Source organism: Polynucleobacter sp. 80A-SIGWE, assembly GCF_018882295.1.
GTDB lineage: Bacteria > Pseudomonadota > Gammaproteobacteria > Burkholderiales > Burkholderiaceae > Polynucleobacter.
This window is the reverse complement of sequence record NZ_JACVOR010000001.1, coordinates 800950-826759: the sequence shown is the minus strand read 5'-3', so window position 1 is coordinate 826759 and position 25810 is coordinate 800950. Positions and strand designations below refer to the sequence as shown.

Genomic DNA, 25810 nt, shown 5'->3' with positions numbered 1-25810 from the left:
TCTATTTTTACTATTATTTTTGGAATATGGATTTCAATGAAGAACAAAAGCCACCCGGAGGTGACTTTTGTTGTGTAGCTTGAAGTAGCTTAGTCGCGTGATGCTTTTTTACGCTCATGCTCCTTGAGGTAGCGCTTACGAATACGAATACTCTTCGGCGTTACTTCGACCAATTCATCATCATCGATAAATTCAACAGCGTACTCAAGGTTCATTGCGATTGGTGTTACCAAGCGCACTGCTTCGTCAGTACCAGATGCGCGAACGTTGGTTAATTGCTTACCCTTAATTGGGTTAACAACCAAGTCATTGTCACGGCTATGAATACCGATAACCATACCTTCATACAAAGGATCGCCAGGGCTCACAAACATACGGCCACGGTCTTGCAATTTCCACAAAGCATAAGCAACTGCTTCGCCATCATCTTGACTGATCAATACGCCGTTATGACGCTCACCCAAGATACCATCTTTTGCAGGTGCATAAGAATCAAATGTGTGGCTCATCAAACCGTTACCGCGAGTCATAGTCATGAAATCGCCTTGGAAGCCGATCAAACCACGCGCAGGAATACGGTACTCAAGACGTGTGCGACCTTTACCGTCACTCACCATGTCTAGCAATTCACCTTTACGCTTACCCAAGTCTTCCATTACGGCACCTTGAGTCGTGTCTTCTACGTCAACCGTTAAGTTCTCGTACGGCTCCATCTTCACGCCATCTACTTCATGGAAAACAACACGTGGACGGGAAACTGCCAACTCGTAACCTTCACGACGCATTGTTTCTACCAAGATGGTGAGGTGTAATTCGCCGCGACCAGACACTTCAAACACGGTGTCATCGTCAGTTTCTTTTACACGCAAAGCCATATTGGATTTCAATTCGCGGTCTAAACGCTCACGAATCTGACGACTAGTAACAAACTTACCTTCACGACCAGCTAATGGGCTAGTGTTCACCATGAAGTTCATGGTCAAAGTAGGTTCATCAATCTTGAGCATTGGCAATGCTTCTGGAACATCTGGAGCACAGATCGTTGTTCCGATCGCCAAATCTTCAATACCGTTTACCAATACGATGTCTCCAGCTTGAGCTTCATCAACCAATTCACGCTCTAAACCACGGAACTTCAATACTTGGTTAATACGGCCTTTACGTTGAACGCCATCAGGACCGTCCATGAAAACCACATCCATCAATGGTTTCACTGTTCCACGGTTTACGCGGCCTACACCGATCTTACCTACGTAAGTACTGTATTCAATAGAAGTAATCTGCAACTGCAAAGGACCTTCTGGATTGTCATCACGTACTGGAACATGCTTGAGCACAGTGTCAAACAATGGGCGCATATCGCCTTCGCGAACATCATCAGTCAAGCCAGCATAGCCATTCAGACCAGACGCATACACAACTGGGAAATCTAACTGCTCTTCAGTTGCGCCTAATTTGTCAAACAATTCAAAAGTTGCATTGATCACATAGTCTGTACGAGCACCTGGACGATCAACCTTGTTAATCACAACGATAGGCTTCAAACCGAGAGCCAGAGCTTTCTTAGTTACGAAACGAGTTTGTGGCATTGGGCCTTCAACCGCATCAACTAAGAGCAAAACACCGTCAACCATGGAGAGCACACGCTCTACTTCACCACCGAAGTCGGCGTGTCCTGGTGTGTCTACGATGTTGATGTGTGTGCCGTCATACTCCACCGCACAGTTCTTGGACAAAATAGTAATGCCACGCTCTTTTTCTAAGTCGTTTGAGTCCATGACGCGTTCGGTCATTTTTTCATTTGAACGGAATGTGCCAGATTGGCGCAAGAGTTGGTCAACCAAAGTAGTTTTACCGTGGTCAACGTGGGCGATGATGGCGATATTACGAAGTGCGCGTTTAGTCATGTGAAGCTTCTGAAGTTAAGAATAAGGTTAATAAATAAAGGGGTTGAATGTATTTAATGTGCAGAAGAAATCAAACGCTTAGGATGCAACACCCCAGAGCGCCAATCTCCAGTACCAATAAAGTTATGTGGAGCAGCGGTTGCTCGATAGATACGCACTAGCGCCTCTATCGAAGGTAAATTGAGTGGGACTCGTTGACCCATCTCCAAACGTTTTGCTTGTTGCTCATCCACAGTTAAGTGCGGCAATGTCTGCAAAAGTGCGTCGACTGGCAAGATGTAACTTGAACTATTTTGCAAGCCTTTCTGAATAGATTCGATAGTGAATGACTGATCGAGAGTGAGGTGACCCACTTCAGTACGGCGCAGGCCAACTAAATGTGCGCCACAACCCAATGCCTTACCAATATCTTCTGCCAGTACACGAATGTAAGTGCCTTTACTGCAGCTCACTTCCAAAGTAGCTTCAGGCCAATTAACATTCGTCCAACGAATTGCATGAATCGTGATATCTCGTGGAGCGCGCTCTAATTCAACACCAGCACGAGCATACTCATATAAAGGTTTGCCATCACGCTTGAGAGCGGAATACATTGGCGGAACTTGGCTAATTGGGCCGGTGAAGGCTGGCAATAAAGCATCTAACGCAGCTTTAATAGTGGCTTCATCAGCAAATACAGGTAATGGGAGCTCTTCAATGACTAAACCTTCAGCATCACCAGTGTCCGTACGCTGACCGAATTTCACTTGAGCGATATAGGTTTTATCGGCCTCCAATAAATCCTGCGAGTACTTCGTTGCTTCGCCCAAACAAATCGGGAGTAAGCCAGTAGCCATTGGATCTAATGTGCCAGTGTGCCCTGCTTTTTCTGCATTGAAGGCACGCTTCACGGCAGTGACTGCACCTTGCGAGCTCATGCCAGCAGGTTTATCAAGCAAGACAACGCCGTCGATACGTACAGACATAGCTATTTACGCGTTCTCGTCTTTGCGATCACTATCCACTGCTTGATCAATTAAGCGAGACATTTCAATGCCGTGCTCTACAGAACTGTCGTAGTGGAAATGCAGGGTTGGCACAGTATGAATGTGCAAACGTTTAAATAATAAGGAATGTAAGTAACCCGCCTTATCCTGCAAAGCCTTCAATGCCACTTCAGGCTCAGCGCCTAAGACAGTAAAGAAAACTTTAGCATGCGCCAAATCTGGCGTGAGTTCAATACTTTGCAAAGTAATCAAACCTAAGCTTGGGCTACGCAATTCACGAGGAATTAGCTCGGCCAGGTCTCGCTGAATTTGATCGGCGAGACGCTGGTTACGATGAGGACTAGTTTTATGCATTAACTCAATAGCTCTTAAAGTGTTCTAGCGACTTCAGTAACTTCAAAGGCTTCAAGTTGATCGCCTTCTTTAATGTCGTTGTAGCCTTTTAATGACAGACCACACTCAACACCGGCGCGAACTTCTTTTGCATCATCTTTAAAGCGCTTGAGAGAATCCAATTCGCCAGTCCAGATCACGACGTTGTCACGCAAGAGTCGGACACTAGAGGTACGCTTAACAACACCGTCAAGCACCAAGCAACCAGCAATCGCGCCAACTTTAGATACCAAGAAGACTTGACGAATCTCCACCATACCGGTGATTTCTTCTTTCTTATCTGGTGTCAACATGCCGCTTAGAGCTGCTTTCACTTCATCAACCGCGTCATAAATAATGTTGTGATAACGAATATCCACACCATTGTTCTCGGCTAACTTACGTGCCGCACCATCCGCACGAGAGTTAAAGCCAATAATGACCGCCTTAGAAGCAACTGCTAAGTTAACGTCAGTCTCAGTAATGCCACCCACTGCTGCGTGAACGATTTGAACCTTCACCTCTGCAGTAGATAATTTTTGCAATGACTGAGACAACGCTTCTTGAGAACCTTGTACGTCTGCCTTGATGATCAATGGCAACAACTTCGCTTCAATAGCACCCTCTTCCATGTTTTCCATCATGGTTTCGAGTTTGAATGCTTGCTGTTTAGCCAACTTCACATCGCGGAACTTACCTTGACGGAAGAGTGCGATCTCACGTGCTTTACGCTCGTCAGGAACTACTTGCACTGCTTCACCTGCTGCAGGAACTTCCGATAAACCTTGGATCTCTACAGGGATAGATGGGCCAGCTTCGTTACATGGCTTGCCGTTTTCATCCAACATCGCACGAACGCGACCGTAGGTCGAACCAGCCAACAACATATCACCACGCTTGAGCGTGCCAGACTGAACCAAAATAGTGGCAACAGGACCGCGACCCTTATCCAAACGCGCCTCAATAACGAGACCTTGCGCAGGAGCATCTTTCGCTGCCTTAAGTTCCAAAATTTCTGCCTGCAAGAGTACGTTCTCAAGCAAGGCATCAATGCCGTCACCTGTTTTAGCGGAAACGCCAATAAACGGCACATCGCCACCGTACTCTTCTGGAACGACTTGCTCAGCAACCAACTCAGTTTTAACGCGCTCTAAGTTTGCTTCTGGTTTATCAATCTTATTAATTGCTACAACAATTGGAACGCCACCAGCTACTGCGTGAGCAATCGCTTCTTTGGTTTGTGGCATCACACCGTCATCAGCCGCAACAACCAAGATCACGATATCCGTTGCCTTAGCACCACGAGCACGCATTGCCGTAAAGGCTTCGTGACCCGGAGTATCAAGGAAGGTAATCATGCCGCGTGGAGTTTCAACGTGATAAGCGCCGATGTGCTGAGTAATACCGCCAGCTTCGCCAGTAGCAACCTTAGCCGCACGAATCTTATCGAGCAAAGATGTTTTACCGTGGTCAACGTGACCCATCACCGTAACAACTGGTGGACGCGGCAATAATTCTGCGTCGTGACCAGCAATACCGAGATCTAAATCTGGATCATCTAACTTAGCAGCATGGGCTGTATGGCCCATCTCTTCTACGATGATCATTGCAGTATCTTGATCCAAGATCTGGTTAATCGTTACCATCTGACCCATACCCATCAAGAGCTTAATTACTTCTGCACTCTTCACGGCCATTGCATGAGCTAACTCAGCAACAGTAATAGTTTCAGGAACATGAACATCACGTACAACTGGTTCTGTTGGAACTTGGAAGTTGGTATCAACGTTGGCTTCTGCAATTTGACGTTGCTTTCTTCGGCCACCGCCTGAACGCCAACCGCCTACACCACCAGAGCTGTCGCCGCGAGTCTTGAGGCCACCTGGTTTCTTGGCGCCCTCTTCTTGCCAAGTAGATGAAGTCTCTGCAGACTTAATCGTCTTGCCGCCAACCTTAGCAACTGCTTTTTTCTTATCGTCAGCACCTTCAGCCTTAGCAGGCTTATGAAGGGTGCCTTTTTTCGCCTCTTCAGCAGCAATTTCACTTGGTGCTTTGAGAACACGTGCAGGCGCACTCATCATGTCGCGAATCGCTAAAGCTTCAGCTTCAGCAGCGGCACGACGTTTTGTAATATCAGCTAACTGCGCCTTGCTCGCATCAGCAATCTCTTTGGCAGCTTTATCCGCTTGCGCCTTTTTATCGGCGGCTTTTGCAGCAGCAGCTTTAGCAGCAGAAGCATCATCATCCGACTTAGCCGCTTTCTCAGCAACAGGCTCAACTGCGCTTGCAGCAGCTACGGCATCAGCTTCTTTTTGGCGAGCATCTTCTGCCGCTTTCATTTCCGCTTCTTGGCGAGCTAACAACTCAGCTTGACGAGTCGCTTCAGCTGCGCGTTTCTCTAACTCTTCAGCAGAAAGGATTGGTTTAGCAGGTGCTGCAGGAGCAACTTCTTTAGCCACTGGAGCTGGAGTCTCTTCAGGAGCTTTGTCTCCCGCTTTAACTAACACGCGCTTTTTGCGAACCTCAACCTGAACGGTACGAGTGCGTCCAGCAGAATCCGCCTGACGAATTTCTGAGTTTTCGCGCTTGATTAAAGTAATCTTTTTACGACTACCTGTATCCGCACTGCCATGCTCTTTTTGCAAATGCTCAAGCAGGACAGTCTTGTCCTTTTCGGTAATGCTGTCGTCCTCAGAACCTTTTTCGATACCGGCCGCCTTCAACTGCTCCAGAAGGTCTGGCGCGGTACGTTTTAATTCTTTAGCGAGTACTTTTACTGTTGTTGCCATGCACTACTTCCTCTCATGAAGTAAACCAATGTTCGCGCGCTTTCATGATGAGCGTTTTCGCGGTTTCTTCGTCAATTTGTGTCGCCTCAACTAGCTCATCAACAGCCAGTTCAGCTAAGTCGTCACGTGTGTGAACTTGATTGTCAGCAAGCTTGGCAATCAACTCAGTAGTCATTCCCTCTAGGGAACGTAAATCTTGTGAGACTTCGCCAACGCGCTCTTCTTTAGCCAATTCCATGGTCAAGAGAGAGTCACGCGCACGAGTACGCAATTCATTTACTGTGTCTTCGTCGAAAGAATCAATTTCTAACATTTCAGAAAGCGGTACATAAGCAACCTCTTCCAATGTGTTGAAGCCTTCTTCGATCAAAATGTCAGCAACTTCTTGGTCAACGTCCAATTTGTCCATGAACAATTGACGCACAGAAGCAGCTTCTTTTTCAGTTTTCTCAGCAGATTCTTCAGGAGTCATGATGTTGATCTGCCAACCAGTCAACTCGCTAGCTAAACGGACGTTCTGTCCGCTACGGCCAATTGCGATTGCCAAGTTCTCTTCGTCAACAACCACATCCATGGCATGACGCTCTTCGTCAACCACGATAGAAGACACTTGAGCTGGAGCCAAAGCGCCAATCACAAACTGCGCTGGATCTTCAGACCACAACACGATGTCTACCGCTTCGCCAGCTACTTCGTTACGAACTGCAGTAACGCGTGTGCCACGAACGCCAACGCAAGTACCGATTGGATCGATACGCTTGTCATAAGTAATCACGGCAATTTTTGCGCGTATACCAGGGTCACGAGCTGCACCCTTAATCTCTAATAAGCCTTGCTCCATCTCTGGAACTTCGTTCTCAAACAACTTGATCAAGAAATCAGGGCAAGTACGTGAGAGTTCGATCTGTGGGCCACGGGCTTCACGATCTACCTTCAGAATGTAAGCGCGAACACGGTCACCAGAACGGAGGTTCTCTTTTGGAATCATTTGATCGCGGCGCAACAATGCTTCGACACGGCCTGATTCAATAATCAAACCATTCTTGTCAGCACGCTTTACGGTACCGGTCATGACTTTTTCGCCACGCTCAAGGTAGTCGTTCAAAATCTGTTCACGCTCAGCATCACGAATACGCTGCAAGATCACTTGCTTGGCGGCTTGTGCACCGATACGGCCAAAGGCTAAAGATTCAATTTGCTCTTCGATGAATTCGCCAACTTCCATGTCAGGAAATTGCTCGAGCGCTTCAAAATGGAGGATTTCTTTATCCGGCTCTTGGAGGCCCGCTTCATCAGGAACAACCAACCAGCGACGGAAGGTTTCGTATTCACCAGACTCGCGATCAATCGATACACGAATATCCACATCTTCTGTCGGATAACGTTTCTTAGTGGCTGATGCCAACGCCATCTCTAGCGCCTCAAACACAATGGCTTGATCTACGTTCTTTTCACGCGCTAAGGCGTCTGCCAACATGAGAACTTCTCGGCTCATGACTTTCTTCCTTTGAAATCAATAACAGGGACCAACCGAGTCTTATCGACCTCGGCTAAAGAAAACTCCAATTGAGATTCAGTGCCATCAGCACCTTCAAACAACAAACCAAATTTCGCATCGGGCGAATCCAACTCACCACTCAGCAAACCTTGCAACACACCACGAAACTTCTTGCGATCGCCAACGGCAACACGCAACTTCAAATCCACTTCCATTCCAGAGAAGCGCTCGTAATCAGCCGCTGACTTCACAGGGCGATCCAGGCCAGGAGAAGAGATCTCTAGACGCTCAAAAGGAATGTTTTCCACCGGCAGGGTGTAGCTCAGCTGGTGACTTACCTTTTCGCAATCCTGGACATTAATCAAGCGCTCGTAATCCGGGTTTTCAATCGTGACGCGCAGCAAACCTCCGGCTTCACGCTCGATATCGACTAGCGTGTACCCTAGGTTTTCTACCTCTGCAGAAATAATCCGCTGATCTTTCACGAACACCCTTCAATCCAAAACGGCAAAAAAAAATGGGCTTCAAAGCCCATATTCTCGAAATTCAGAACAGGCCGACTTACGTTGATCGCAACATCAGTCGGTAACAACTCAAAACAGCAGCGAACTGCTGTAAGACCAAAATTATAGCCGATTTAGAGGAAAACCGATAGAAATCAGAAGCTTTCGCTTGGATTTCTTGGCTTTCTAGGCCCTTTATTGAAAGGTTTGCGCCCTTTTGGTGCTCCCCGTTTAGGGCCATTTCCTGGGCTTTGGGGGCTTGCCGTTACAAAAGCAGACTGTCCATGATGGACTTTCTTGCCTTTGTTGCGATTTTGGCCTTGGCCACCCTGACCGCCACCCTGACCACCTGCACCTGGACGACCACCCTGGGTACGACCCCGGAAAGGACCTCGACCTTCACCCGAACCACCGCTACCAGGTTTACCACCCCTATTTTGATGGGTTAGTGCACCATGGCCACTAGCCTGGGTTAAAGCATCTCGTGAACCCCAGTAAGAAACCGAGGTTTGCATTGGATCAGGCTGAAAGTCCCCACCGACAGTAGAACGGCTATCGCGACCTTGTGCATTCGGATTGCGACCCTTATCTTGTGGCTGAGGCATTTTTAAACCAGCAAACTTCATCAGGTTGTAGATGCCGCCGGCTTCAATTTCCTCCCATTTGCCTCTTCTTAAACGTGGAGGCAATAAGAAAATGCCGTAACGCGTACGAATCAAGCGAGAGACGACATGCCCGACTGCTTCAAACATGCGGCGCACCTCACGATTACGACCTTCAGTCAAAGCAACGTGGTACCAACGGTTTGCACCTTCACCACCACCCATAGAAAGACGCAAGAATTTGGCTTGGCCGTCATCTAAAGTAATACCGCTCTTTAATTGAGTCATATTTTCTTGACTCAAATCGCCCAGAATACGGACAGCGTACTCACGCTCAACACCGTAACGAGGATGCATCAAGCGATTAGCCAACTCACCAGAAGTGGTGAATAACAAAAGACCTTCAGTATTAAAGTCCAAACGCCCTACTGCAATCCAGCGTCCTTGACGTGGCTTTGGCAAACGATCAAATACAGTTGGACGACCTTCAGGATCGGATTGACTCACGATCTCTCCCGCAGGCTTGTGATACATGATCACGCGCGGTGGCTTAGTCTGAATCTTGCGATGAACTGGTTTGCCATTAATGCGCACCTGATCAGTCGGCCCAATACGTTGGCCAATGTGAGCCGGTAAGCCGTTTACGGATACGCGCCCTTGAATAATCAAGTCTTCCATATCGCGACGTGAACCCATACCAACATCAGCCAATACCTTGTGTAACTTCACAGTATCTTCGTCGTCAGCGTCGTCGTCTAAACCATCTAAGTCTGACCAAACTTCATCACGCAAGCTGAGCGGTAAATCATCGATGTTTGCAAATTGCAAACTACTCATCTCATCGTCAGTAGGTGCATCTGCATCTTCGTCATGACGCACACGTTGTGCACGACGCTCAGCACCAGTCTGATGAGAAATCTCATTCTCATTTAAACCGTCAGGATTTTTAACCTCTAGGACTTCAGGCGCATCTAATGCTGCATCGAATTCCCCAGAAACTACTGACGCAAATAAAGCTTCGCTCTCAGCTGGGTTTGGTGCGAGCTTAGCGGATGCATTATTGCTACCCTCGCGTTGACCTCCGGACTCACCGCCCTCGCGACGAGGCCGGTCTTTATTGAATGGGCGTTTCTTATTGAAAGGATGCTTGCTAGCACCCGCGCCCTGGCGGCGTGGACGACGCTGGCCGCCTTCACGCCCTTCACCCCTATTACCCTCTGCAGGACTAGATGCAGACTCAGAGCTAGGGGAATTATCCGATTTAGGTTTAATCGGAGATGAATCGTTTTCGTTATGACTTGTCATTAATAATTATTTTTGTTCGTCTGATTTATCTTCAGACTCTGGAGAAACTTCTTCTACTTCTTCACTTATCTCTTCGCTGATGACATCATCAGCAATCTCAGCAACAACTTCTTCACTAATGGATTCTTCGCTTGTCGGTTGAATAATCGGCTGGCCGTTTTCATCCAACTCAATGACTGTTTCAACGGTTGCGCTTGGATCAAACTCCATTACCGCTTGGCCTAATTGTTCTGCCGCAGCCATCGGCGCAGCATCTTCCAACATCGGCAAGCTTTGTAAATTCGTGAGGCTCAAGTCGTCCAAAAATTGTTTGGTAGTGGCGTATAGGCCTGGGCGACCAATAGTCTCTTTATGACCAATGACCTCAACCCAACCACGATCCTCTAACTGCTTCATCACATTACTACTTACTGCAACGCCACGAATCTCTTCGATTTCACCGCGAGTCACTGGTTGACGGTAAGCAATAATTGCTAAGGTTTCCATTACTGCACGAGAATACTTTGGCGGCTTTTCTGGAGTCAAACGATCAAGGTACTCGCGCATCGCTAAACGACTTTGGAAACGCCAGCCAGTTGCAATGTGCACCAACTCCATACCCTTGTCCTCCCAGGCTTTTTGGAGCTCTAATAAAGCGTCATCAATTTCGCCGGCAGCAATGTCTTCGGCAAATAAGCGCGTCAGATCAGCAATGGTTAGTGGTTCTTGCGCGCACAAGAGGGCTGTTTCAATTACGCGTTTATTGTGATCATCCATAAAATTCTGGCTATCAGGCTATGACCTGATGCGCTATAAAAAATGTATTTCAGTAATGGGTTGGTGGTGTTTTGGTGGCGCTATTTAGCTACTACGGGCAATTCATCTCCGAAAATCCACTTGGGAGAGCTGCCCATGCTGAAACGAAGTCTTTTTCGCTCACCGTTTGGCCATTATAAGGGAGGCTCAATACAATAGCCACATGCACGAAAATACAGCCCTAACCCTAGATTTACCCCCTGAGACCGACTCAAGGCGCCGCTTTCTGGGCTTAGGTCTTGGTTTGGGAGCGCTTATTGGAGGCTCAAACCTAAGCGGTTGCAGCCTGATGGGTAGTCGCAAGCCTATCATTGGCTTGGCCTTGGGGGCGGGAGCAGCCAGAGGTTTTGCCCACGTAGGCGTCATCAAGGCATTAGAAGCTCAGGGCATTCGACCCGATATCGTGGTGGGCAGTAGTGCTGGTAGCGTTATTGCCGCATTACTTGCATCTGGTGCCACTGGAAATGATTTGAACCGACTTGCCTTAAATCTCGATGAAGCAACCATTGCCGACTGGGGACTTCCTTTTGCAGGAAGATTTGGTGGCCTCATTAAAGGAGATGCCCTGCAAAACATGGTCAATCGTGAAGTGCAAAATAAATCGATTGAGCAAATGCGCATTCCCTTGGGAATTGTGGCGACCGAATTGCAATCCGGCAAAGGTGTTTTATTCCGCTCAGGCAATACTGGCTTGGCAGTTCGCGCTTCCTGCAGTGTTCCAGGAGTATTTCAGCCAGCTGTCATTAGCGGCAAAGAATATATTGATGGCGGGCTAGTAGCGCCAGTTCCCGTCAGTTATGCAAGGCAAATGGGTGCGACACTCGTGATTGCCGTCAACATCTCCTCAGAGCCGGCCTATCAAGATGCGAGCGGCACATTTGGCGTTATGCAACAAACAATATCCATCATGCAACGAAGCATTAATCAGTACGAACTCAAAAGTGCCGATATTGTGATTACCCCGCATCTCAAGCAAATGAGTAGCGGTGACTTCAAATCCAGAAATGCCGCAATCCTCGCTGGCGAAGTGGCAGCCCAAGAGCAGATGGCCACCTTGAAAGAAAAACTTCGAGGCTAGCTCTAAAGCTAACTTCCCAAGCGGAAGTGATTGATTTAGGATTCGGTGCAAGGTGTTTATCAAAACTATTCCCACTCTTCTCAAAACCCTAATTGCATTGGTAATAGCAATGCAAGCGCATCACATTTATGCGCAGAGTGGCCAATTCTCTGCGGGGGCAAACAACTACCTCAAGAAACGCACTGATGCCTTCATGACCATCACGGGTTACTCGCTCACGCCAGATGTCACCACTGGATCACTCTCCATCACTGATAAGGGTGGAGATAACACCAACCTACAAATGATTTCTCTTGGGGGAGGTGATCGTATCAGCGCCAACTTCCCGCTCTATCTTGAAGGCACGATTGCTGTTAATCGCTATAACCCAACCTTTACTGATGGCATTGGCAACACCAGCGTTACAGTACCCGTTCATTGGAATGGCATTACAGGCACAGGCGGTATTGGCTGGGACTTCCCATTAACGGACAACTTACGGATTCGTCCAATTGCCAACATCATGCTTGGTCACGTCGAGAGCGATCTCTCCATTGCGGGTCGCTATATTCAAAATAACAATGGGGCAGATTTGCAGTTCCTAAACAAAGGACGCATGAATGCCTATGGTGCTGGTGGCTCATTAATGTTGGACTATGAGGACTACAAACCTGAACGTGAATACGATGTCGAGTTACGCTATACCAATATCGCTCTCAATACCTTCGATAGCTCTGCTGCAGTTCAAGGCTCTGCAGATTCTCAAAGCTTAGGTCTGTGGGCCCGCGCCAGATACCCTACTCCACTAACAGTATTAGAGAGACCTTTGCGAGCCGTCTTTGAGCTTGCACATACTGAGTTTTTAGGTCAGCTCCGCGGCGCTCTTGGATTTGATTCACTCTCCTCTGTGGGCACAGGAGTAGAAATTGATCGCAGCGCCTCAGACCCGATATTTAGTAGGGTGCGCTTGGTATTTCGGTATCAGTTTGGACAGAACGTCCGAGGCACTTCTATTGGTCTAGCGGCAAGCTTCTAATTTAGAGGCTACGAGATTTGCGCTTGAGTTTATTCACTTCATTTAACAACTCTTGACGCTCTGCATCACCCAAGTTGTCGCTGCCATCTAATCGACGAGCGCCATCGAAACGTTTATCCCAGTAGAGACTTCCAAGATCATCAACGCGTACGCTAGTACCTTTAGATGGCGAGTGAATAAATTTATTGTCGCCAACATAAATGCCGACATGAGAAAACGTTAAGCGCATGGTGTTGAAGAACACCAAATCACCAGGCTGCAATTCTTCGCGAGTAATAGCTTTGCCAACACGACTCATTTGAGTGGATTTGCGTGGCAATAAAAAACCCAATTTGTCTTTGAAGACGTAGCCAACAAAACTACTGCCGTCCAAACCAGATTGTGGCAACTCTGCATCCCAGCGATAACGGACACCAATCACTTCCATCGCGCGGTTAATCAATTCATCCGATTTGCCAGTAACTGAATCTGCTAAGCGATCTGATACGCGAGCAAAGTAAGACTTACCAGCTTGGAACATGCTTTCTTTAGGCGTCTCTTTGGCCAACTCAACAGAGGCGTCTTTTGCAGATTCGGAAGTAGCGTCCACCGCCATTACTGGATTCACGGCAAGCATGAATGCAGTTAGCATAGCCAAAGGCATTTGCTTTGCTAAGCGTGGCAGGAGGTCTTTTTGAAAGGACATCATTTCATTCTAACAAAGAAGGCCTATTTCACCAAGTGCTAGCCCAAGGGCTAACTCATTGTTTTGAATGGAATATTTCGTATTGCGGTGCATGAATGCACCAACTTAGCGCCTTGCTGAAGCCACTTCAAGAGGGCTTTAGGTCAGCTCAGCGGCTGCAAAAAGCTCTTTTGTATAGATCTGGCGAGGATGCTTGATCAGAGTCTCGGTATCACCAAACTCCACCACCCTGCCTGCTTTAAGCACCATGACTTCATGGGACATTGCCCGAATCACTGCCAAATCATGACTAATCATCAAGTACGCCAAGTTATATTTTTTCTGCAGCTCAGTCAGTAAGGCAAGTACTTGTTTCTGAATCGATACATCCAAAGCTGAAGTAGGTTCATCTAAGACCAAAATCTGCGGCTTCAGAATCAAAGCACGCGCAATTGCAATACGCTGCCTTTGCCCACCAGAAAATTCATGGGGATAACGTGTGAGTGCAGAACGATCAATTCCGACTTCTCGCAAAATATCCAATACTCGAGACTCACGCTCCGCCGCAGATAAGTTTGGAAAGTGCACATCCAAACCTTCCGAAACAATTTGCATCACATTCATACGTGGAGAGAGTGAGCCAAACGGATCTTGAAAAATGACCTGCAAACTAGATCGCATAGCTCGGCGCTCTGCCGGTTTTAACTTTTGCCAATCATTTCCAAGTACATCTACATCACCAGTAATTTCTGCAGCAGAGTCACCCAATAAACCTAAGACCGCCATACCTAAAGTGGTCTTGCCAGAGCCAGACTCACCAATAACGCCAATAGTCTGACCCTGCTTGAGCTCAAAACCAACCTTACGCAAGACCTGATGACGTGGAGATTTTTTAAACCAAGATGTAGTTTCAGTACCCGGATAAGAGACAGATAGGTTATCCGTCTTTAATAACACCGGCGCCAAAGGCATTACCGGGGCTAGATCGCGCACAGGCTCACTATTTACCAAGGCTTTTGTATAAGGATTATCAGGATGCTCGAACACTTGCTTAGTTGGCCCAACTTCCATCAGATTGCCCTGATTTAATACGGCAACTCTTTGTGCGAAGTGTTTTACTAAATTGAGGTCATGGGTGATTAACAGAATCGCCATGCCGCCATGATCCTTAGATTCTTCTTGCAGCTCTTTGAGTAAATCCAGAATTTGCAAACGCAGACTAACGTCTAAAGCAGTAGTTGGCTCGTCCGCAATTAATAACCTGGGTTTACACGCCAATGCCATTGCAATCATGGCGCGTTGACGCTGTCCACCTGATAACTGATGGGGATAAGAATGAAAACGTTTCTCTGGCTCCGGGATGCCCGTCTTCTTGAGTAGATCAATTGCAGCAGACGTGCAATCAGCCTTGGAGATTAGGGGCTGATATATCTGCACTGCCTCAACAATTTGATTGCCAATAGTAAACAAGGGATTGAGCGCAGTCATCGGCTCCTGGAAAACCATCGCAATCTCACGTCCCCGAATCTCACGAATATCTTGTATTGGTAAATCTAGCAAATTGACTGGTGAATTGCCGGCGTGCGCATTCTTGCCACTCCACAGAATTCGACCAGATGTCTTTGCACCCTCAGGCTCAAGGCGCAATGGCGCTAAGGCAGTGAGAGTCTTACCTGAGCCAGACTCCCCGACCAAAGCAACCCGCTCCCCCACTCCAATCTCGAGATCAAGGTGACTAACGGCAAATTTCTCACGTCGACCAGAACCAAAAGAGATTGAGAAATCTTCATAACGAAGTAAAGGGACTACCGGCTTACTAGAGTTATTAACTTCACTCATGAGCGACCTCCACTCATAGCGCCTGACTTACGAGAATCAAATGCATCGCGCAAGGCCTCACCCATAAAGGTCAGTAGGAGTAAGGTAGCAACCAATACAACAAAGGTGGATAGTGAAATCCACCACGCGTCTAAATTACTCTTACCTTGAGAGAGCAACTCCCCAAGGCTTGGCGTTCCCGGAGGTACACCCAAACCCAAAAAATCTAAACTCGTGAGCGACAAAATCGCCGCACTCATTCTGAAAGGGAGGAAGGTAATCACTGGAGTCAAGCTATTGGGCAAGATATGACGGCGCATGATTTGCAAATTCGTTAAGCCCAATGCCCTAGCAGCGCGAACGTACTCTAAAGCGCGATTGCGGAAAAACTCTGCACGCACATAGTCGGATAAACCCATCCACCCAAAAGCAGCCAGCAAAATAATAAGGAGCCAAATGCTTGGGTTAAAAATGGATGCAAAGATGATGAGTAGATATAACTCCGGCATTGCCGACCAAATCTCAATTAAGCGCTGAGAAACCAGATCAAACTTTCCGCCAAAGAAACCCATCAAAGAGCCGGTGATGATGCCTACGCTAACTCCCACAATAGTGAGCGCCAAGCCAAACAAAATCGACAGTCGAAATCCATAAATCAAACGTGATAAGACATCGCGCCCACGATCATCTGTGCCCAGCCAGTTATCAAATGATGGTGGCGAAGGATTGGGTACTTTTGAAAAGTAGTTCAGCGTCTCATAGCTATAGGGAATTGGGGGGTAAATCGCCCAATTGCCATCACTCGTAATGTTATGACGAATGTCAGGATCTAAAAAGTCCGTTGGTGTCGCAAAGTCACCACCGAATACTGTTTCAGGTTGAGATTTCACAATCGGGAAATAGAACTTGCCTTGATAGCGCACGATCAAGGGTTTGTCATTCGCAATGAGCTCGGCACACATAGATAGACCAAATAGGATCATAAAAATCCAGAGGCTGGCATAACCCATGCGGCTATTTTTAAAGCGATGCCAGCGACTCATGAGCCACCCCCCGCACCAAACTGAATACGTGGATCAATATAGACATAGCAAAGATCAGAGATCAGTTTAGTAAACAAGCCAATCAGCGTGAAAAGATAGAGTGTTCCGAAAACTACTGGGTAGTCACGCCGCATCACTGACTCATAAGACAGCAAACCCAAGCCATCCAATGAGAACAGGGTTTCAATCAGCAGTGAACCAGTAAAGAATGCGCCGATGAATGCTGCGGGGAAGCCAGTTACCAAAGGCAAGAGCGCATTGCGGAACACATGCTTCCAAAGCACTTGTTTCTCGGTAAGGCCCTTAGCTCTCGCAGTCAATACATACTGTTTACGAATCTCTTCTAAAAAAGAATTCTTCGTCAACATGGTGATGACTGCAAAACTCCCCAAGACTGAAGCGGTGATCGGCAAAACCAAATGCCACAAATAATCCATCACCTTGCCCATCATGCTGAGCTCACTCCAGTCATCTGAAGTCAGTCCGCGTAGTGGAAAGATTTGCAAGAAACTACCACCACCAAAGAGGACAAGGAGGAGCACTCCCAATACAAATCCTGGAATGGCGTAACCGACCAAGATGATGCTGCTAGTCACTGCATCAAAGCGAGAGCCATCGCGCACTGCTTTCGCAATACCTAGTGGAATCGAAACCAAATACGTGATGAAGAAAGTCCACAAACCAATGCTGATCGATACGGGCAGTTTAGAAACTACTAAGCCCCAGACACTTTCATGCTGGTAATAGCTTTGACCCAAATCGAATCTAGCAAAACGTCCCAACATCATGAAATAACGTTCTACTGGCGGCTTATCAAATCCGTAGAGCGCCTTAACCTCTTCCAAGCGTTGTGCATCGACACCTTGGCGCCCGCGATAGGTTGCTCCAGCACCCGATGATTCCGATCCACCTGTTGCTCCAGCACCTTTGCCCTTCAATTCCAAGACCATCTGCTCTACTGGGCCGCCAGGCACAAATTGCACGACTGCAAAGGTCAAGGTCAATACACCCAATAAGGTAGGGATCATCAACAGTAGACGTTTAAAGATATAGGCGCGCATTTGACCTTGCATTATTTAGCCTCCTCTTTCCACCAATTTTGCATGATCCAAAGTTCAGCTGAGTAATACAAAGGAGGCTCTGGGTAGCGCATCTCATGTCGGAATGCAACGCGATGTGTTGGGTTGTACCACTGTGGCACTACGTAATAACTATTCCACAAGACTCGATCTAGCGCCCTCGTGGCAGTTGTTAGCTGCTCGCGATTTTGGGCTTTGGTAATTTCTTCGATTAAGGCATCGACAACTGGGGACTGAACACCGATCACATTATCTGAGCCCTTTTCTTTGGCAGCTTGACTGCCAAAACGATCCCACAGCTCATTACCCGGATTTTGTGAGTCCTGAAAGCGCACTGTTGTCATGTCGAAGTCGTATTCATTCATACGCTTTTGATGCAAGGCAAAGTCGCTTGTTCGAATATCTACCTGTACACCCAATTTCTCGAGGTTACGTACATATGCGGAAATAACTCTTAAGAAGAATCCCCCATCTTCAACAATCTCAAAGCGAAATGGCTCACCCTTTTCATTCCGCAAAGCGCCGTCACGATATTGCCAACCGGCATGCATGAGAAGCTCACGCGCTTTCTTCAAATTCTGACGCAGACTACCAGGAGGTTTGGTAGATGGTGCAGGTGGCATTGGCCCAAAGACACCATCTGGTACCCACTGAGGATACTTGGCTTTCAAGGGTCTGAGTAATTTCAACTCAGCCTCTGTTGGCTTACGAGGACCATCAAAGTTGGCGCTTAAGTCACTATTAGTGAAATAACTATTAATACGACCATACTGATCAAAAAAGATTTGACGATTGAGCCATTCAAAATCAAGCGCATATCCCAAAGCTTCGCGCACGCGCACATCTTTAAAGATCGGCCGACGTACATTCATCGCAAAGCCTTGCATGCCAGCGCCATTGTGATTCAGAAATGCTTTTTTGAGCAGGATGCCTTTATCAAATTTAGACCCCACATATCCCTTGGCCCAGATCTTGGCGCGATATTCCACGAGAGCATCAAACTCCCCTGCTTTAAAGGCTTCCAGCCTGACGGCATCATCACTGTAAAGCTTGTATAGGACACGATCAAAGTTATAAAAACCAACGCGAACATTCAGTGGTTTACTTAAATGATCCGCCCAATAGTTCGGATTCTTTTTATAGACAATGGATTTTCCAGCCTTAAAAGATTCGATCAAATAAGGGCCACTACTTAATGGCGCATCAAATGCCAGTTTCTCAAATGGAATAATTGATCCATCTGGCTGCTTACCCCAATTACGTGAAAAGACTGGAAAGGTTGCTGCCAAGATGGGAAGCTCAGCATTGTCATTTTTAAAATCAAAGCGAATAGATCGATCTGACAATACAACCGCTTCCTTGATGTCTGCAAAAGTTGTTTTATAGCGAGGGTGCGCCTTACCACTCATCAAGGTATCAAAGCTATGCTTCACATCCGCGGCAAGCACGGGACTACCATCCGAAAATTTCGCTTCATTACGAATGTGGAAAGTTACAGACCTTCGATCTTTAGCAACCTGAATATCGTCGGCTAATAATCCATAAATGCTGGAAACCTCATCAGCACTTCCCTCAGCCAGTGACTCAAACATCAAATCAATACCTGGGGCAGTGATTCCCCTGAGGGTAAATGGATTGAACTTATCAAAGCTCGTTCTTTGCCCTGGGTTGGGTAAAATGAGGGTGCCTCCCCTGGGAGCATGGGGATTCACATAATCAAAATGGGCAAATCCATCGGCATATTTAGGCTTGCCATACTGGGAAATCCCTTGAGCTGCCTGCGCTACATTGGCCCCAAGCCCTACTAGCATGGCTAGTAGCAAGAAATGGGCTATTTGGCGAATGGGGTTTAGGGTGGGCATATATGCAACAATTGTAGATAGCTAATCATATTTGAAGTAAAGGAAACAACATGGGCTTTCTCGCTGGCAAAAAAATCCTGATTACCGGACTTCTTTCTAACCGCTCTATTGCCTATGGCATCGCCAAGGCATGTCACCGCGAAGGGGCTGAACTGGCCTTTACCTACGTTGGTGAGCGCTTTAAAGACCGTATTGTCGATTTCGCCAAAGAATTCAATACCGACTTGATTTTTGACTGCGATGTTGGCAGTGATGAGCAGATTTCTGCCCTGTTTAAGGATTTGGCAAAAACTTGGCCTCAGTTTGATGGCTTTGTTCACGCAATTGGCTTTGCACCGCGCGAAGCGATTGCTGGCGACTTTTTAGAAGGTCTTTCTCGTGAAGGCTTCAAAATCGCTCACGACATCTCTGCGTATAGCTTCCCAGCGATGGCAAAAGAAGCTTTGCCAATGTTGCGCGACAAATCTTCTTTGCTTACCCTGACCTACCTCGGCAGCCTACGCAATGTTCCCAACTACAACACCATGGGTCTTGCTAAAGCCTCACTAGAAGCCTCGGTACGCTATATCGCTGGCTCAGTCGGACCTAAGGGCATTCGTGCTAACGGTATCTCTGCTGGCCCAATCAAAACTTTGGCTGCTGCCGGTATTAAAGGCTTCGGCAAGATTTTGGAAGCTGTTGAACAAACTGCACCAATGCGTCGCAATGTGACTATTGATGATGTTGGCAATACCGCCGCATTCTTGTTATCTGATTTGGCAAATGGCATCACTGCTGAAATTATTTATGTAGATAATGGCTTTAGCCAAGTTGTTGGTGGAATGGAAGAAGTTTGAGCGTTCCACTGCGCGAGGCCCTGAAGTTTTGGGCCAAGCTAGGCTTTATTAGCTTTGGTGGACCTGCAGGACAAATCGCAGTCCTCCACCAAGAGCTAGTTGAAAAGCGTCGCTGGATTTCTGAGCGGCGCTTTTTACATGCGCTGAACTATTGCATGCTCTTGCCCGGTCCTGAAGCCCAACAGTTAGTGACTTACATTGGCTGGCTCATGCACCGCACCTGGGGTGGCGTCTTAGCAGGCACCCTCTTTGTTCTCCCCTCTCTCTTTATTTTGATTGGCCTATCTTGGGTCTATCTCACCTTTGGCCAAGTGCCTTGGATTGCCGCGATTTTCTTTGGCATCAAACCCGCAGTCACTGCCATCGTCCTCCACGCTGCAGTTCGTATTGGTAAGCGGACGATTCACAATCAAGCGCTACGTTGGATTGCGCTCGGATCCTTTCTGGCGATCTTTATCTTTAACTTGGCTTTCCCAATCATTGTTATCTTTGCGGCCTTAATTGGTATTTGGGGTGGCAAACGCTACCCAGAGTATTTCCAGCAAACCGCATCTCACGACAAAGCGAGTGGAACGCACGCTGCAGCTCTAATTGATGATCACACCCCAACTCCAGAGCATGCCAAGTTTTCCAAAAAGAAATTGGTATTACAGAGCTCAACCGTTCTAGCGCTTTGGTTGATTCCGTTTTTTGCTCTAACACTAGCGTTTGGTTGGAAAACACTGTATCCGCAAATATCCTGGTTCTTTACTAAGGCCGCCTTCCTAACCTTTGGTGGCGCTTACGCAGTACTACCTTACGTCTATCAAGGTGCGGTGGATCAATTTCATTGGCTCAGTGCCGGTCAAATGATGGATGGCTTGGCACTTGGAGAAACCACTCCAGGACCACTCATCATGGTGGTGGCTTTTGTTGGTTATCTGGCCGGCCACATCCAACATATGATTGGTAATAGCAATCCATTTTGGTTTGGCGTGCTTGGGGCCTGTGTTGCCACCTGGTTTACTTTCTTACCTTCTTTTTTCCTAGTACTAGCCGGCGGCCCACTCATTGAATCTACTCATGGCAGGCTCAGCTTCACTGCGCCCCTCACCGCAATCTCTGCCGCTGTAGTCGGCGTCATCGCCAACCTCGGCCTGTTCTTTGCGTATCACGTCTTTTTTCCGCATGGCCTTGGTGGCTCAATTTCTTGGATATCAATAGCAATCACTCTGCTTGCAGGTTTAGCGCTCTTTAAGTTTCAAAAAGGTGTGATTAGCGTACTAACTGGCTCAGCACTGGCCGGATTACTAAGTTATTTACTAGCGAGTTTATTGATCTAGCTCCATCGCATTTGAGGCTGGAATTGGCATAATGGAACTTATGCGAATCGAACCTCAAACCATCACCCATCTCCAAGAATGGCTCGGCAAAACCGAGACTCTTCAAGACATCGTCACTGCGGCACCTGTCCGAGCTCTCTCGGCAACGCTCGATAGACCCGATCCCGCTCCGAATGACGGAACCTTTCTTCCAGAGTTGTGGCATTGGCTTTATTTCTTGCCGTGCGCCCTTCAATCTGAAATCGGTCCTGATGGACACCCCAAGCGTGGCGGATTTTTACCGCCCGTTCCACTGCCACGTCGGATGTGGGCAGGCAGTCGAGTTCAATGGCTAGCACCTCTCTCCGTAGGCGATGAAATCGAACGCGTCTCCAAAATTGAATCTGTTACGCACAAAGCAGGTCGCACTGGCGACCTCATCTTCGTATTAGTCAAACATGAAATCTCCAATCAAAATGGTTTGGCTTTAATTGAAGAGCATGACATCGTATATCGCGATGCACCAGGCCCAGACGACAAACCAGTTGCGCCAACTCCAGCACCCACTGGCGCTACTTGGTCTAAAACAATTACCCCAGATGATGTTTTATTGTTTCGCTACTCAGCCCTGACATTTAACGGTCATCGCATTCATTACGATCGCAAATATGTTACTGAGGTAGAAGGTTATCCAGGCTTAATTGTTCATGGCCCCTTAATTGCAACCCTGTTAGTAGATCTTGTCCGTCAAAGCATTCCGGGCTGCAAACTCAAAAGCTTTGAGTTCCGAGCCATACGCCCTACTTTTGATATCAATATATTTAAGGTTAGCGCCAAACCTGATCTGGAGAAAGATCCATCTGGAAAAACAATTTCCATTTGGGCTGAAGATCACGAAGGCTGGCTCACCATGCAGGCTACTGCAGTTTTAGCTTAAGAATAAATTACCCCATGACTACTCCACATTTATCTAAAGCTTTAGCAACATTTGCTTCTGAATTAAAGATTGGCGATATTCCCGACGAGGTGATTGCGCGCACCGAAGATTTATTGGTTGATTGGTTTGGCTCAGCAATCGCTGGCAAAGGATCGCGTCCAGTTGAAACGATTACGCAGTTTGCGCAAAACATGGGTGGCTTTAACGCTGCCAATCCCGGCTCCGCTGAAATTCTGATTAGCCGAACCAACTCAAGCCCCTTCTTAGCCGCACTCGCTAATGCAGCAGCATCACACGTTGCCGAACAAGATGATGTTCACAATGGCTCTGTATTTCACCCAGCTACCGTAGTGTTTCCTGCGGCACTAGCGACAGCACAGACGATTGGCGCCTCAGGTGAAGATCTATTGGTTGCTGCTGTTGCTGGCTATGAAGTTGGTATTCGGGTTGGTGAATTTTTAGGTCGCTCGCATTACAAGATATTTCACACGACAGGTACTGCAGGCACCCTAGCAGCAGCTGCCGCCGTGGGTCATTTACTCAAATTGAACCCCACCCAAATGTTGCATGCCTTTGGCTCTGCGGGAACGCAATCGGCCGGTCTTTGGGAATTTCTGCGTGATGCCGCCGACTCTAAGCAACTACATACTGCGCATGCCGCCTCTACTGGCTTGATGTCTGCTTACTTAGCGCAATCTGGTTTTACTGGTGCAGAACATATTTTGGAAGGCAAGCAAGGTTTAGCTGCCGGCATGTCGAGCGATGCAGACCCTAGCAAGTTGATTGATCGTTTGGGTAGTCGCTGGACTATTGCGGAGACCAGCTTTAAATATCACGCCTCATGTCGTCACACTCACCCCGCTGCAGACGCCTTATTACAAGTCATGCTCGCGCATCAACTCAAACCTAGTGATATTGCCAAAGTAGAAACTCTGGTTCACCAAGGCGCAATTGATGTACTGGGTCCAGTAACTGATCCCGCAACGGTTCACCAATCCAAGTTTTCAATGGGAACGGTGCTCGCTCTGATTGCCCATTATCAATTTGCTGGCTTGCAAGAATTTGATCAACACTTTCATGATCAAGCAATTTGTGCATTCCGGGATCGTGTCACCATGACTCTGGATGCAGAAGTAGATGGTGCCTACCCTCAACGCTGGATTGGCAAAGTCAAAGTCTATTTAAATAATGGCGAAGTTTTAGAAGGCCGTGTTGATGAACCCAAGGGTGATCCTGGTAATACCCTCAGTCGCACTGAAATTACAGATAAGGCCATGCGTCTTGCTGCATTTAGTGGTGGCGCAACGCCAAGTGAGATGAGTGTCGCCATTGAACGCTTGTGGAATATCCGTAAGCAGTCCAAGATTGGGTTATTGATCTCATAAATTCTGAGATATTTATTTTCTTTTTTGCTTCATATTCAATAAAGCCACACACATGAACCCACTTGATACACCTATCGGCTTTAGTAGCACCTTCTTATTTGTTCCAGGCACGCGCCCAGAACGTTTTGCAAAGGCATTGGATAGTGGTGCTGATGGCGTCATCATCGATTTAGAAGATGCAGTAGCCGAGGAAGATAAAGAATCTGCGCGCGCAGCTATACGCACTGCTTGGCCTACATTTACTGCGGAACAAAAGAAGCGCCTAATTATTCGTTCGAATTCTCCCGGCACTAAGTTTTATGCAGCTGACCTTATCTTGGTTCAAGAGTTGGATGCTGCCTGCTTACTCATTCCGAAAAGTGAATCTCTCGACCAAATGAATGGTGCAGCACAAATCCTACCAAACACAGCAATCATTCCGATGATTGAAACTGCCATCGGTCTTAATCATCTCAATGAGATTGCAAACTCGGATCAGGTATTGCGCTTGGCATTAGGCAATATTGATCTACAGGCCGACTTAGGAATGGTGTGTGACGCACAAGAAACTGAACTGCAAACTGCGCGTTTTCAGATCGTGTTGGCCTCACGCTTAGCTCAGATTGCCCCTCCAATTGATGGGGTTACTCCTTCTACAGACAATATTGAGCGCATTACTGATGATGCCGAGCGCGCCAAAAGAATGGGGTTCGGAGGCAAGCTGTGTATTCATCCAAAGCAGGTTGCTTTAGTTAAGGATTCCTTTATGCCTACGGCTGCGGAGGTCTCCTGGGCACAGCGCGTGATTGAAGCTGACAAGGCATCCAAAGGTGGTGCCGTGAAATTAGACGGCCGCATGATTGATCGACCAGTTGTCTTGTTAGCCCAAAGGACACTGGCGGTTGCTGGTAAACCCTAGAGTCGATAGCAAATAAAGGTGGCAAAATTCATAAGCATTAAATATTAACGGAGACTTAAATGAAATTACAAAAAACCATATTCACTGGCATTGCCGCAGTCATTAGCGCTGGCACTCTTTTGGGTAGCAATATTGCATCCGCCCAAAAGGACTGGCCCACCAAATCCATTCAGTTAGTTGTGCCATTTGCTGCTGGTGGTCCAACTGACACAATCGCGCGTTTGATCGCCGTACCTATGGGTCAGGCTTTAGGTCAAACTGTTGTGGTTGAGAACGTTCCTGGTGCTGGTGGCACGATTGCCTCTACCAAGGTAGCTCGCGCAGCCCCAGATGGCTACACAATGTACATTCACCATATGGGTATGGCTACAGCAAACGCGCTGTACGACAAACTCCCGTATGACCCAATGACTAGCTTTGATTACATTGGCCAAGTAGCTGATGTACCAATGGTATTGCTGGGTAAAAAAGATTTGCCTGCCAATAACTTTAAAGAACTCGAAGCCTATATCAAAGCTAATGGTTCAAAAGTAACAATGGCTAACGCCGGTCCAGGCGCAGTGTCACAGTTATGCGGCTTGTTATTTCAAAGTCGTATGGGCGTGAAATTGACGAACATCCCTTACAAAGGTACCGGCCCTGCTTTGACCGACCTCTTGGGTGGTCAAGTTGACCTCTTGTGCGACCAAACTACACAAACTATTCCTTACATCAAGGATGGCCGTGTAAAAGCATTCGGCACAACAACTATGAAGCGTTTGCCAGCAATTCCTAACGTACCAACTTTGAACGAACAAGGCCTCAAAGGCTTTGAAGTGAAAGTTTGGCATGGTGTGTATGTTCCAAAAGGCGTTCCACAGCCAATTCAGGACAAAATCAATGCAGCATTGAAGAAAGCATTGAATACACCTGATGTGAAGAAGCGCTTGGAAGATGCCAACATTGATATCGTGCCAGCAGAGAAGATCTCTTCTAAAGGCCTCAAGGATCACCTTGAAAAAGAAATCAACGTCTGGGGTCCAGTCATTCGTAAAGCAAATATTCCAGATTAATTCCGGAATAGCAGCAAACAAAAAAGCCAGCGATCTGCTGGCTTTTTTGTTGCCTAAAATTTACTAGGGAAATTAGGCTGCAATA

General features: G+C 47.3%; 21 protein-coding genes. 8 read left to right on the top strand and 13 right to left on the bottom strand.

Annotated features, from left to right (window positions below; translation table 11 throughout):
- Nucleotides 1-89: 89 nt before the first annotated feature.
- The 8 genes from typA to scpB all read right to left on the bottom strand — a co-directional run bounded on the left by typA (nt 90) and on the right by scpB (nt 10718).
- Nucleotides 90-1907, bottom strand: coding sequence for a translational GTPase TypA (typA, locus tag ICN25_RS04260; protein ID WP_215377400.1), 1818 nt, complete (start codon nt 1905-1907; stop codon nt 90-92).
- 53 nt (nt 1908-1960) lie between these two features.
- Nucleotides 1961-2872 (bottom strand): tRNA pseudouridine(55) synthase TruB, encoded by a 912-nt coding sequence (gene truB, locus ICN25_RS04255; protein ID WP_216179271.1) that lies wholly within the window; start codon nt 2870-2872, stop codon nt 1961-1963.
- A gap of 6 nt (nt 2873-2878) precedes the next feature.
- Nucleotides 2879-3247, bottom strand: a complete 369-nt coding sequence (rbfA, locus tag ICN25_RS04250) for a 30S ribosome-binding factor RbfA (protein WP_015420788.1) — start codon at nt 3245-3247, stop codon at nt 2879-2881.
- A gap of 14 nt (nt 3248-3261) precedes the next feature.
- Nucleotides 3262-6054, bottom strand: a complete 2793-nt coding sequence (gene infB, locus ICN25_RS04245; RefSeq protein WP_216179270.1) for a translation initiation factor IF-2 — start codon at nt 6052-6054, stop codon at nt 3262-3264.
- Between the two features lie 13 nt (nt 6055-6067).
- Nucleotides 6068-7549 (bottom strand): transcription termination factor NusA, encoded by a 1482-nt coding sequence (gene nusA / locus ICN25_RS04240; RefSeq protein WP_216135813.1) that lies wholly within the window; start codon nt 7547-7549, stop codon nt 6068-6070.
- Complete coding sequence (gene rimP / locus ICN25_RS04235; RefSeq protein ID WP_215303141.1) at nt 7546-8037, bottom strand: ribosome maturation factor RimP; 492 nt, start codon at nt 8035-8037, stop codon at nt 7546-7548. The genes nusA and rimP overlap by 4 nt, the downstream gene beginning before the upstream one ends.
- 173 nt (nt 8038-8210) lie before the next feature.
- The gene (rluB, locus tag ICN25_RS04230) at nt 8211-9962 is read right to left on the bottom strand and encodes a 23S rRNA pseudouridine(2605) synthase RluB (RefSeq protein WP_216179269.1); all 1752 of its coding nucleotides are present in this window, start codon (nt 9960-9962) and stop codon (nt 8211-8213) included.
- A 6-nt stretch (nt 9963-9968) separates the two neighbouring features.
- The gene (gene scpB / locus ICN25_RS04225; protein ID WP_216179268.1) at nt 9969-10718 is read right to left on the bottom strand and encodes an SMC-Scp complex subunit ScpB; all 750 of its coding nucleotides are present in this window, start codon (nt 10716-10718) and stop codon (nt 9969-9971) included.
- Between the two features lie 202 nt (nt 10719-10920).
- Between scpB and ICN25_RS04220 the strand changes: the two genes are divergently transcribed.
- Together ICN25_RS04220 and ICN25_RS04215 are read left to right on the top strand one after the other, a co-directional pair.
- Complete coding sequence (locus ICN25_RS04220) at nt 10921-11835, top strand: patatin-like phospholipase family protein (RefSeq protein ID WP_216179267.1); 915 nt, start codon at nt 10921-10923, stop codon at nt 11833-11835.
- A 52-nt stretch (nt 11836-11887) separates the two neighbouring features.
- The gene (locus tag ICN25_RS04215; RefSeq protein WP_370624691.1) at nt 11888-12850 is read left to right on the top strand and encodes a hypothetical protein; all 963 of its coding nucleotides are present in this window, start codon (nt 11888-11890) and stop codon (nt 12848-12850) included.
- 1 nt (nt 12851) lies between these two features.
- Here the strand turns inward: ICN25_RS04215 and ICN25_RS04210 are convergent, their stop codons facing one another.
- The 5 genes from ICN25_RS04210 to ICN25_RS04190 form a co-directional block, all read right to left on the bottom strand.
- Nucleotides 12852-13538 carry a C40 family peptidase gene (locus ICN25_RS04210; RefSeq protein WP_255536669.1) on the bottom strand — a complete coding sequence of 229 codons (687 nt, stop codon included), beginning with the start codon at nt 13536-13538 and terminating at the stop codon, nt 12852-12854.
- Between the two features lie 135 nt (nt 13539-13673).
- A complete protein-coding gene (locus tag ICN25_RS04205) occupies nt 13674-15353 on the bottom strand; it encodes an ABC transporter ATP-binding protein (RefSeq protein ID WP_216179266.1) in 1680 nt (559 codons plus the stop codon).
- The gene (locus tag ICN25_RS04200) at nt 15350-16375 is read right to left on the bottom strand and encodes an ABC transporter permease (RefSeq protein ID WP_216179265.1); all 1026 of its coding nucleotides are present in this window, start codon (nt 16373-16375) and stop codon (nt 15350-15352) included. The genes ICN25_RS04205 and ICN25_RS04200 overlap by 4 nt, the downstream gene beginning before the upstream one ends.
- Entirely contained in the window at nt 16372-17436 is a 1065-nt protein-coding gene (locus ICN25_RS04195) for a microcin C ABC transporter permease YejB (protein ID WP_216179590.1), read from the bottom strand. Before ICN25_RS04195 ends, ICN25_RS04200 begins: the two co-directional genes overlap by 4 nt.
- An 11-nt stretch (nt 17437-17447) precedes the next feature.
- The gene (locus ICN25_RS04190; RefSeq protein WP_216179264.1) at nt 17448-19316 is read right to left on the bottom strand and encodes an extracellular solute-binding protein; all 1869 of its coding nucleotides are present in this window, start codon (nt 19314-19316) and stop codon (nt 17448-17450) included.
- Nucleotides 19317-19366: 50 nt separating this feature from the next.
- On the opposite strand from ICN25_RS04190, the gene fabI reads away from it, so the two are divergent.
- The 6 genes from fabI to ICN25_RS04160 are packed head-to-tail and all read left to right on the top strand — an operon-like array spanning nt 19367 to nt 25725.
- Nucleotides 19367-20152 carry an enoyl-ACP reductase FabI gene (gene fabI, locus ICN25_RS04185; RefSeq protein ID WP_215334701.1) on the top strand — a complete coding sequence of 262 codons (786 nt, stop codon included), beginning with the start codon at nt 19367-19369 and terminating at the stop codon, nt 20150-20152.
- Complete coding sequence (gene chrA / locus ICN25_RS04180) at nt 20149-21474, top strand: chromate efflux transporter (protein ID WP_216179262.1); 1326 nt, start codon at nt 20149-20151, stop codon at nt 21472-21474. Before fabI ends, chrA begins: the two co-directional genes overlap by 4 nt.
- A gap of 31 nt (nt 21475-21505) precedes the next feature.
- Nucleotides 21506-22390, top strand: a complete 885-nt coding sequence (locus ICN25_RS04175) for a MaoC family dehydratase N-terminal domain-containing protein (protein ID WP_216179260.1) — start codon at nt 21506-21508, stop codon at nt 22388-22390.
- Nucleotides 22391-22404: 14 nt separating this feature from the next.
- The gene (locus ICN25_RS04170) at nt 22405-23775 is read left to right on the top strand and encodes an MmgE/PrpD family protein (RefSeq protein WP_216179259.1); all 1371 of its coding nucleotides are present in this window, start codon (nt 22405-22407) and stop codon (nt 23773-23775) included.
- Nucleotides 23776-23827: 52 nt separating this feature from the next.
- Nucleotides 23828-24673, top strand: coding sequence for a CoA ester lyase (locus tag ICN25_RS04165; RefSeq protein ID WP_216179257.1), 846 nt, complete (start codon nt 23828-23830; stop codon nt 24671-24673).
- Nucleotides 24674-24732: 59 nt separating this feature from the next.
- Nucleotides 24733-25725, top strand: a complete 993-nt coding sequence (locus ICN25_RS04160; protein WP_216179255.1) for a tripartite tricarboxylate transporter substrate binding protein — start codon at nt 24733-24735, stop codon at nt 25723-25725.
- The last annotated feature ends 85 nt before the right edge of the window (nt 25726-25810 follow it).

Bases quoted from the DNA above. Each gene is read 5' to 3' on its own strand.
- rluB (WP_216179269.1), bottom strand. From the start codon at position 9,962: ATGACAAGTCATAACGAAAACGATTCATCTCCGATTAAACCTAAATCG.
- infB (WP_216179270.1), bottom strand. From the start codon at position 6,054: ATGGCAACAACAGTAAAAGTACTCGCTAAAGAATTAAAACGTACCGCG.
- typA (WP_215377400.1), bottom strand. From the start codon at position 1,907: ATGACTAAACGCGCACTTCGTAATATCGCCATCATCGCCCACGTTGAC.
- ICN25_RS04170 (WP_216179259.1), top strand. From the start codon at position 22,405: ATGACTACTCCACATTTATCTAAAGCTTTAGCAACATTTGCTTCTGAA.
- ICN25_RS04160 (WP_216179255.1), top strand. From the start codon at position 24,733: ATGAAATTACAAAAAACCATATTCACTGGCATTGCCGCAGTCATTAGC.
- nusA (WP_216135813.1), bottom strand. From the start codon at position 7,549: ATGAGCCGAGAAGTTCTCATGTTGGCAGACGCCTTAGCGCGTGAAAAG.
- ICN25_RS04175 (WP_216179260.1), top strand. From the start codon at position 21,506: ATGGAACTTATGCGAATCGAACCTCAAACCATCACCCATCTCCAAGAA.
- ICN25_RS04195 (WP_216179590.1), bottom strand. From the start codon at position 17,436: ATGCGCGCCTATATCTTTAAACGTCTACTGTTGATGATCCCTACCTTA.
- ICN25_RS04205 (WP_216179266.1), bottom strand. From the start codon at position 15,353: ATGAGTGAAGTTAATAACTCTAGTAAGCCGGTAGTCCCTTTACTTCGT.
- ICN25_RS04200 (WP_216179265.1), bottom strand. From the start codon at position 16,375: ATGAGTCGCTGGCATCGCTTTAAAAATAGCCGCATGGGTTATGCCAGC.
- ICN25_RS04220 (WP_216179267.1), top strand. From the start codon at position 10,921: ATGCACGAAAATACAGCCCTAACCCTAGATTTACCCCCTGAGACCGAC.
- rbfA (WP_015420788.1), bottom strand. From the start codon at position 3,247: ATGCATAAAACTAGTCCTCATCGTAACCAGCGTCTCGCCGATCAAATT.
- ICN25_RS04165 (WP_216179257.1), top strand. From the start codon at position 23,828: ATGAACCCACTTGATACACCTATCGGCTTTAGTAGCACCTTCTTATTT.
- scpB (WP_216179268.1), bottom strand. From the start codon at position 10,718: ATGGATGATCACAATAAACGCGTAATTGAAACAGCCCTCTTGTGCGCG.
- truB (WP_216179271.1), bottom strand. From the start codon at position 2,872: ATGTCTGTACGTATCGACGGCGTTGTCTTGCTTGATAAACCTGCTGGC.
- ICN25_RS04210 (WP_255536669.1), bottom strand. From the start codon at position 13,538: ATGATGTCCTTTCAAAAAGACCTCCTGCCACGCTTAGCAAAGCAAATG.
- fabI (WP_215334701.1), top strand. From the start codon at position 19,367: ATGGGCTTTCTCGCTGGCAAAAAAATCCTGATTACCGGACTTCTTTCT.
- ICN25_RS04190 (WP_216179264.1), bottom strand. From the start codon at position 19,316: ATGCCCACCCTAAACCCCATTCGCCAAATAGCCCATTTCTTGCTACTA.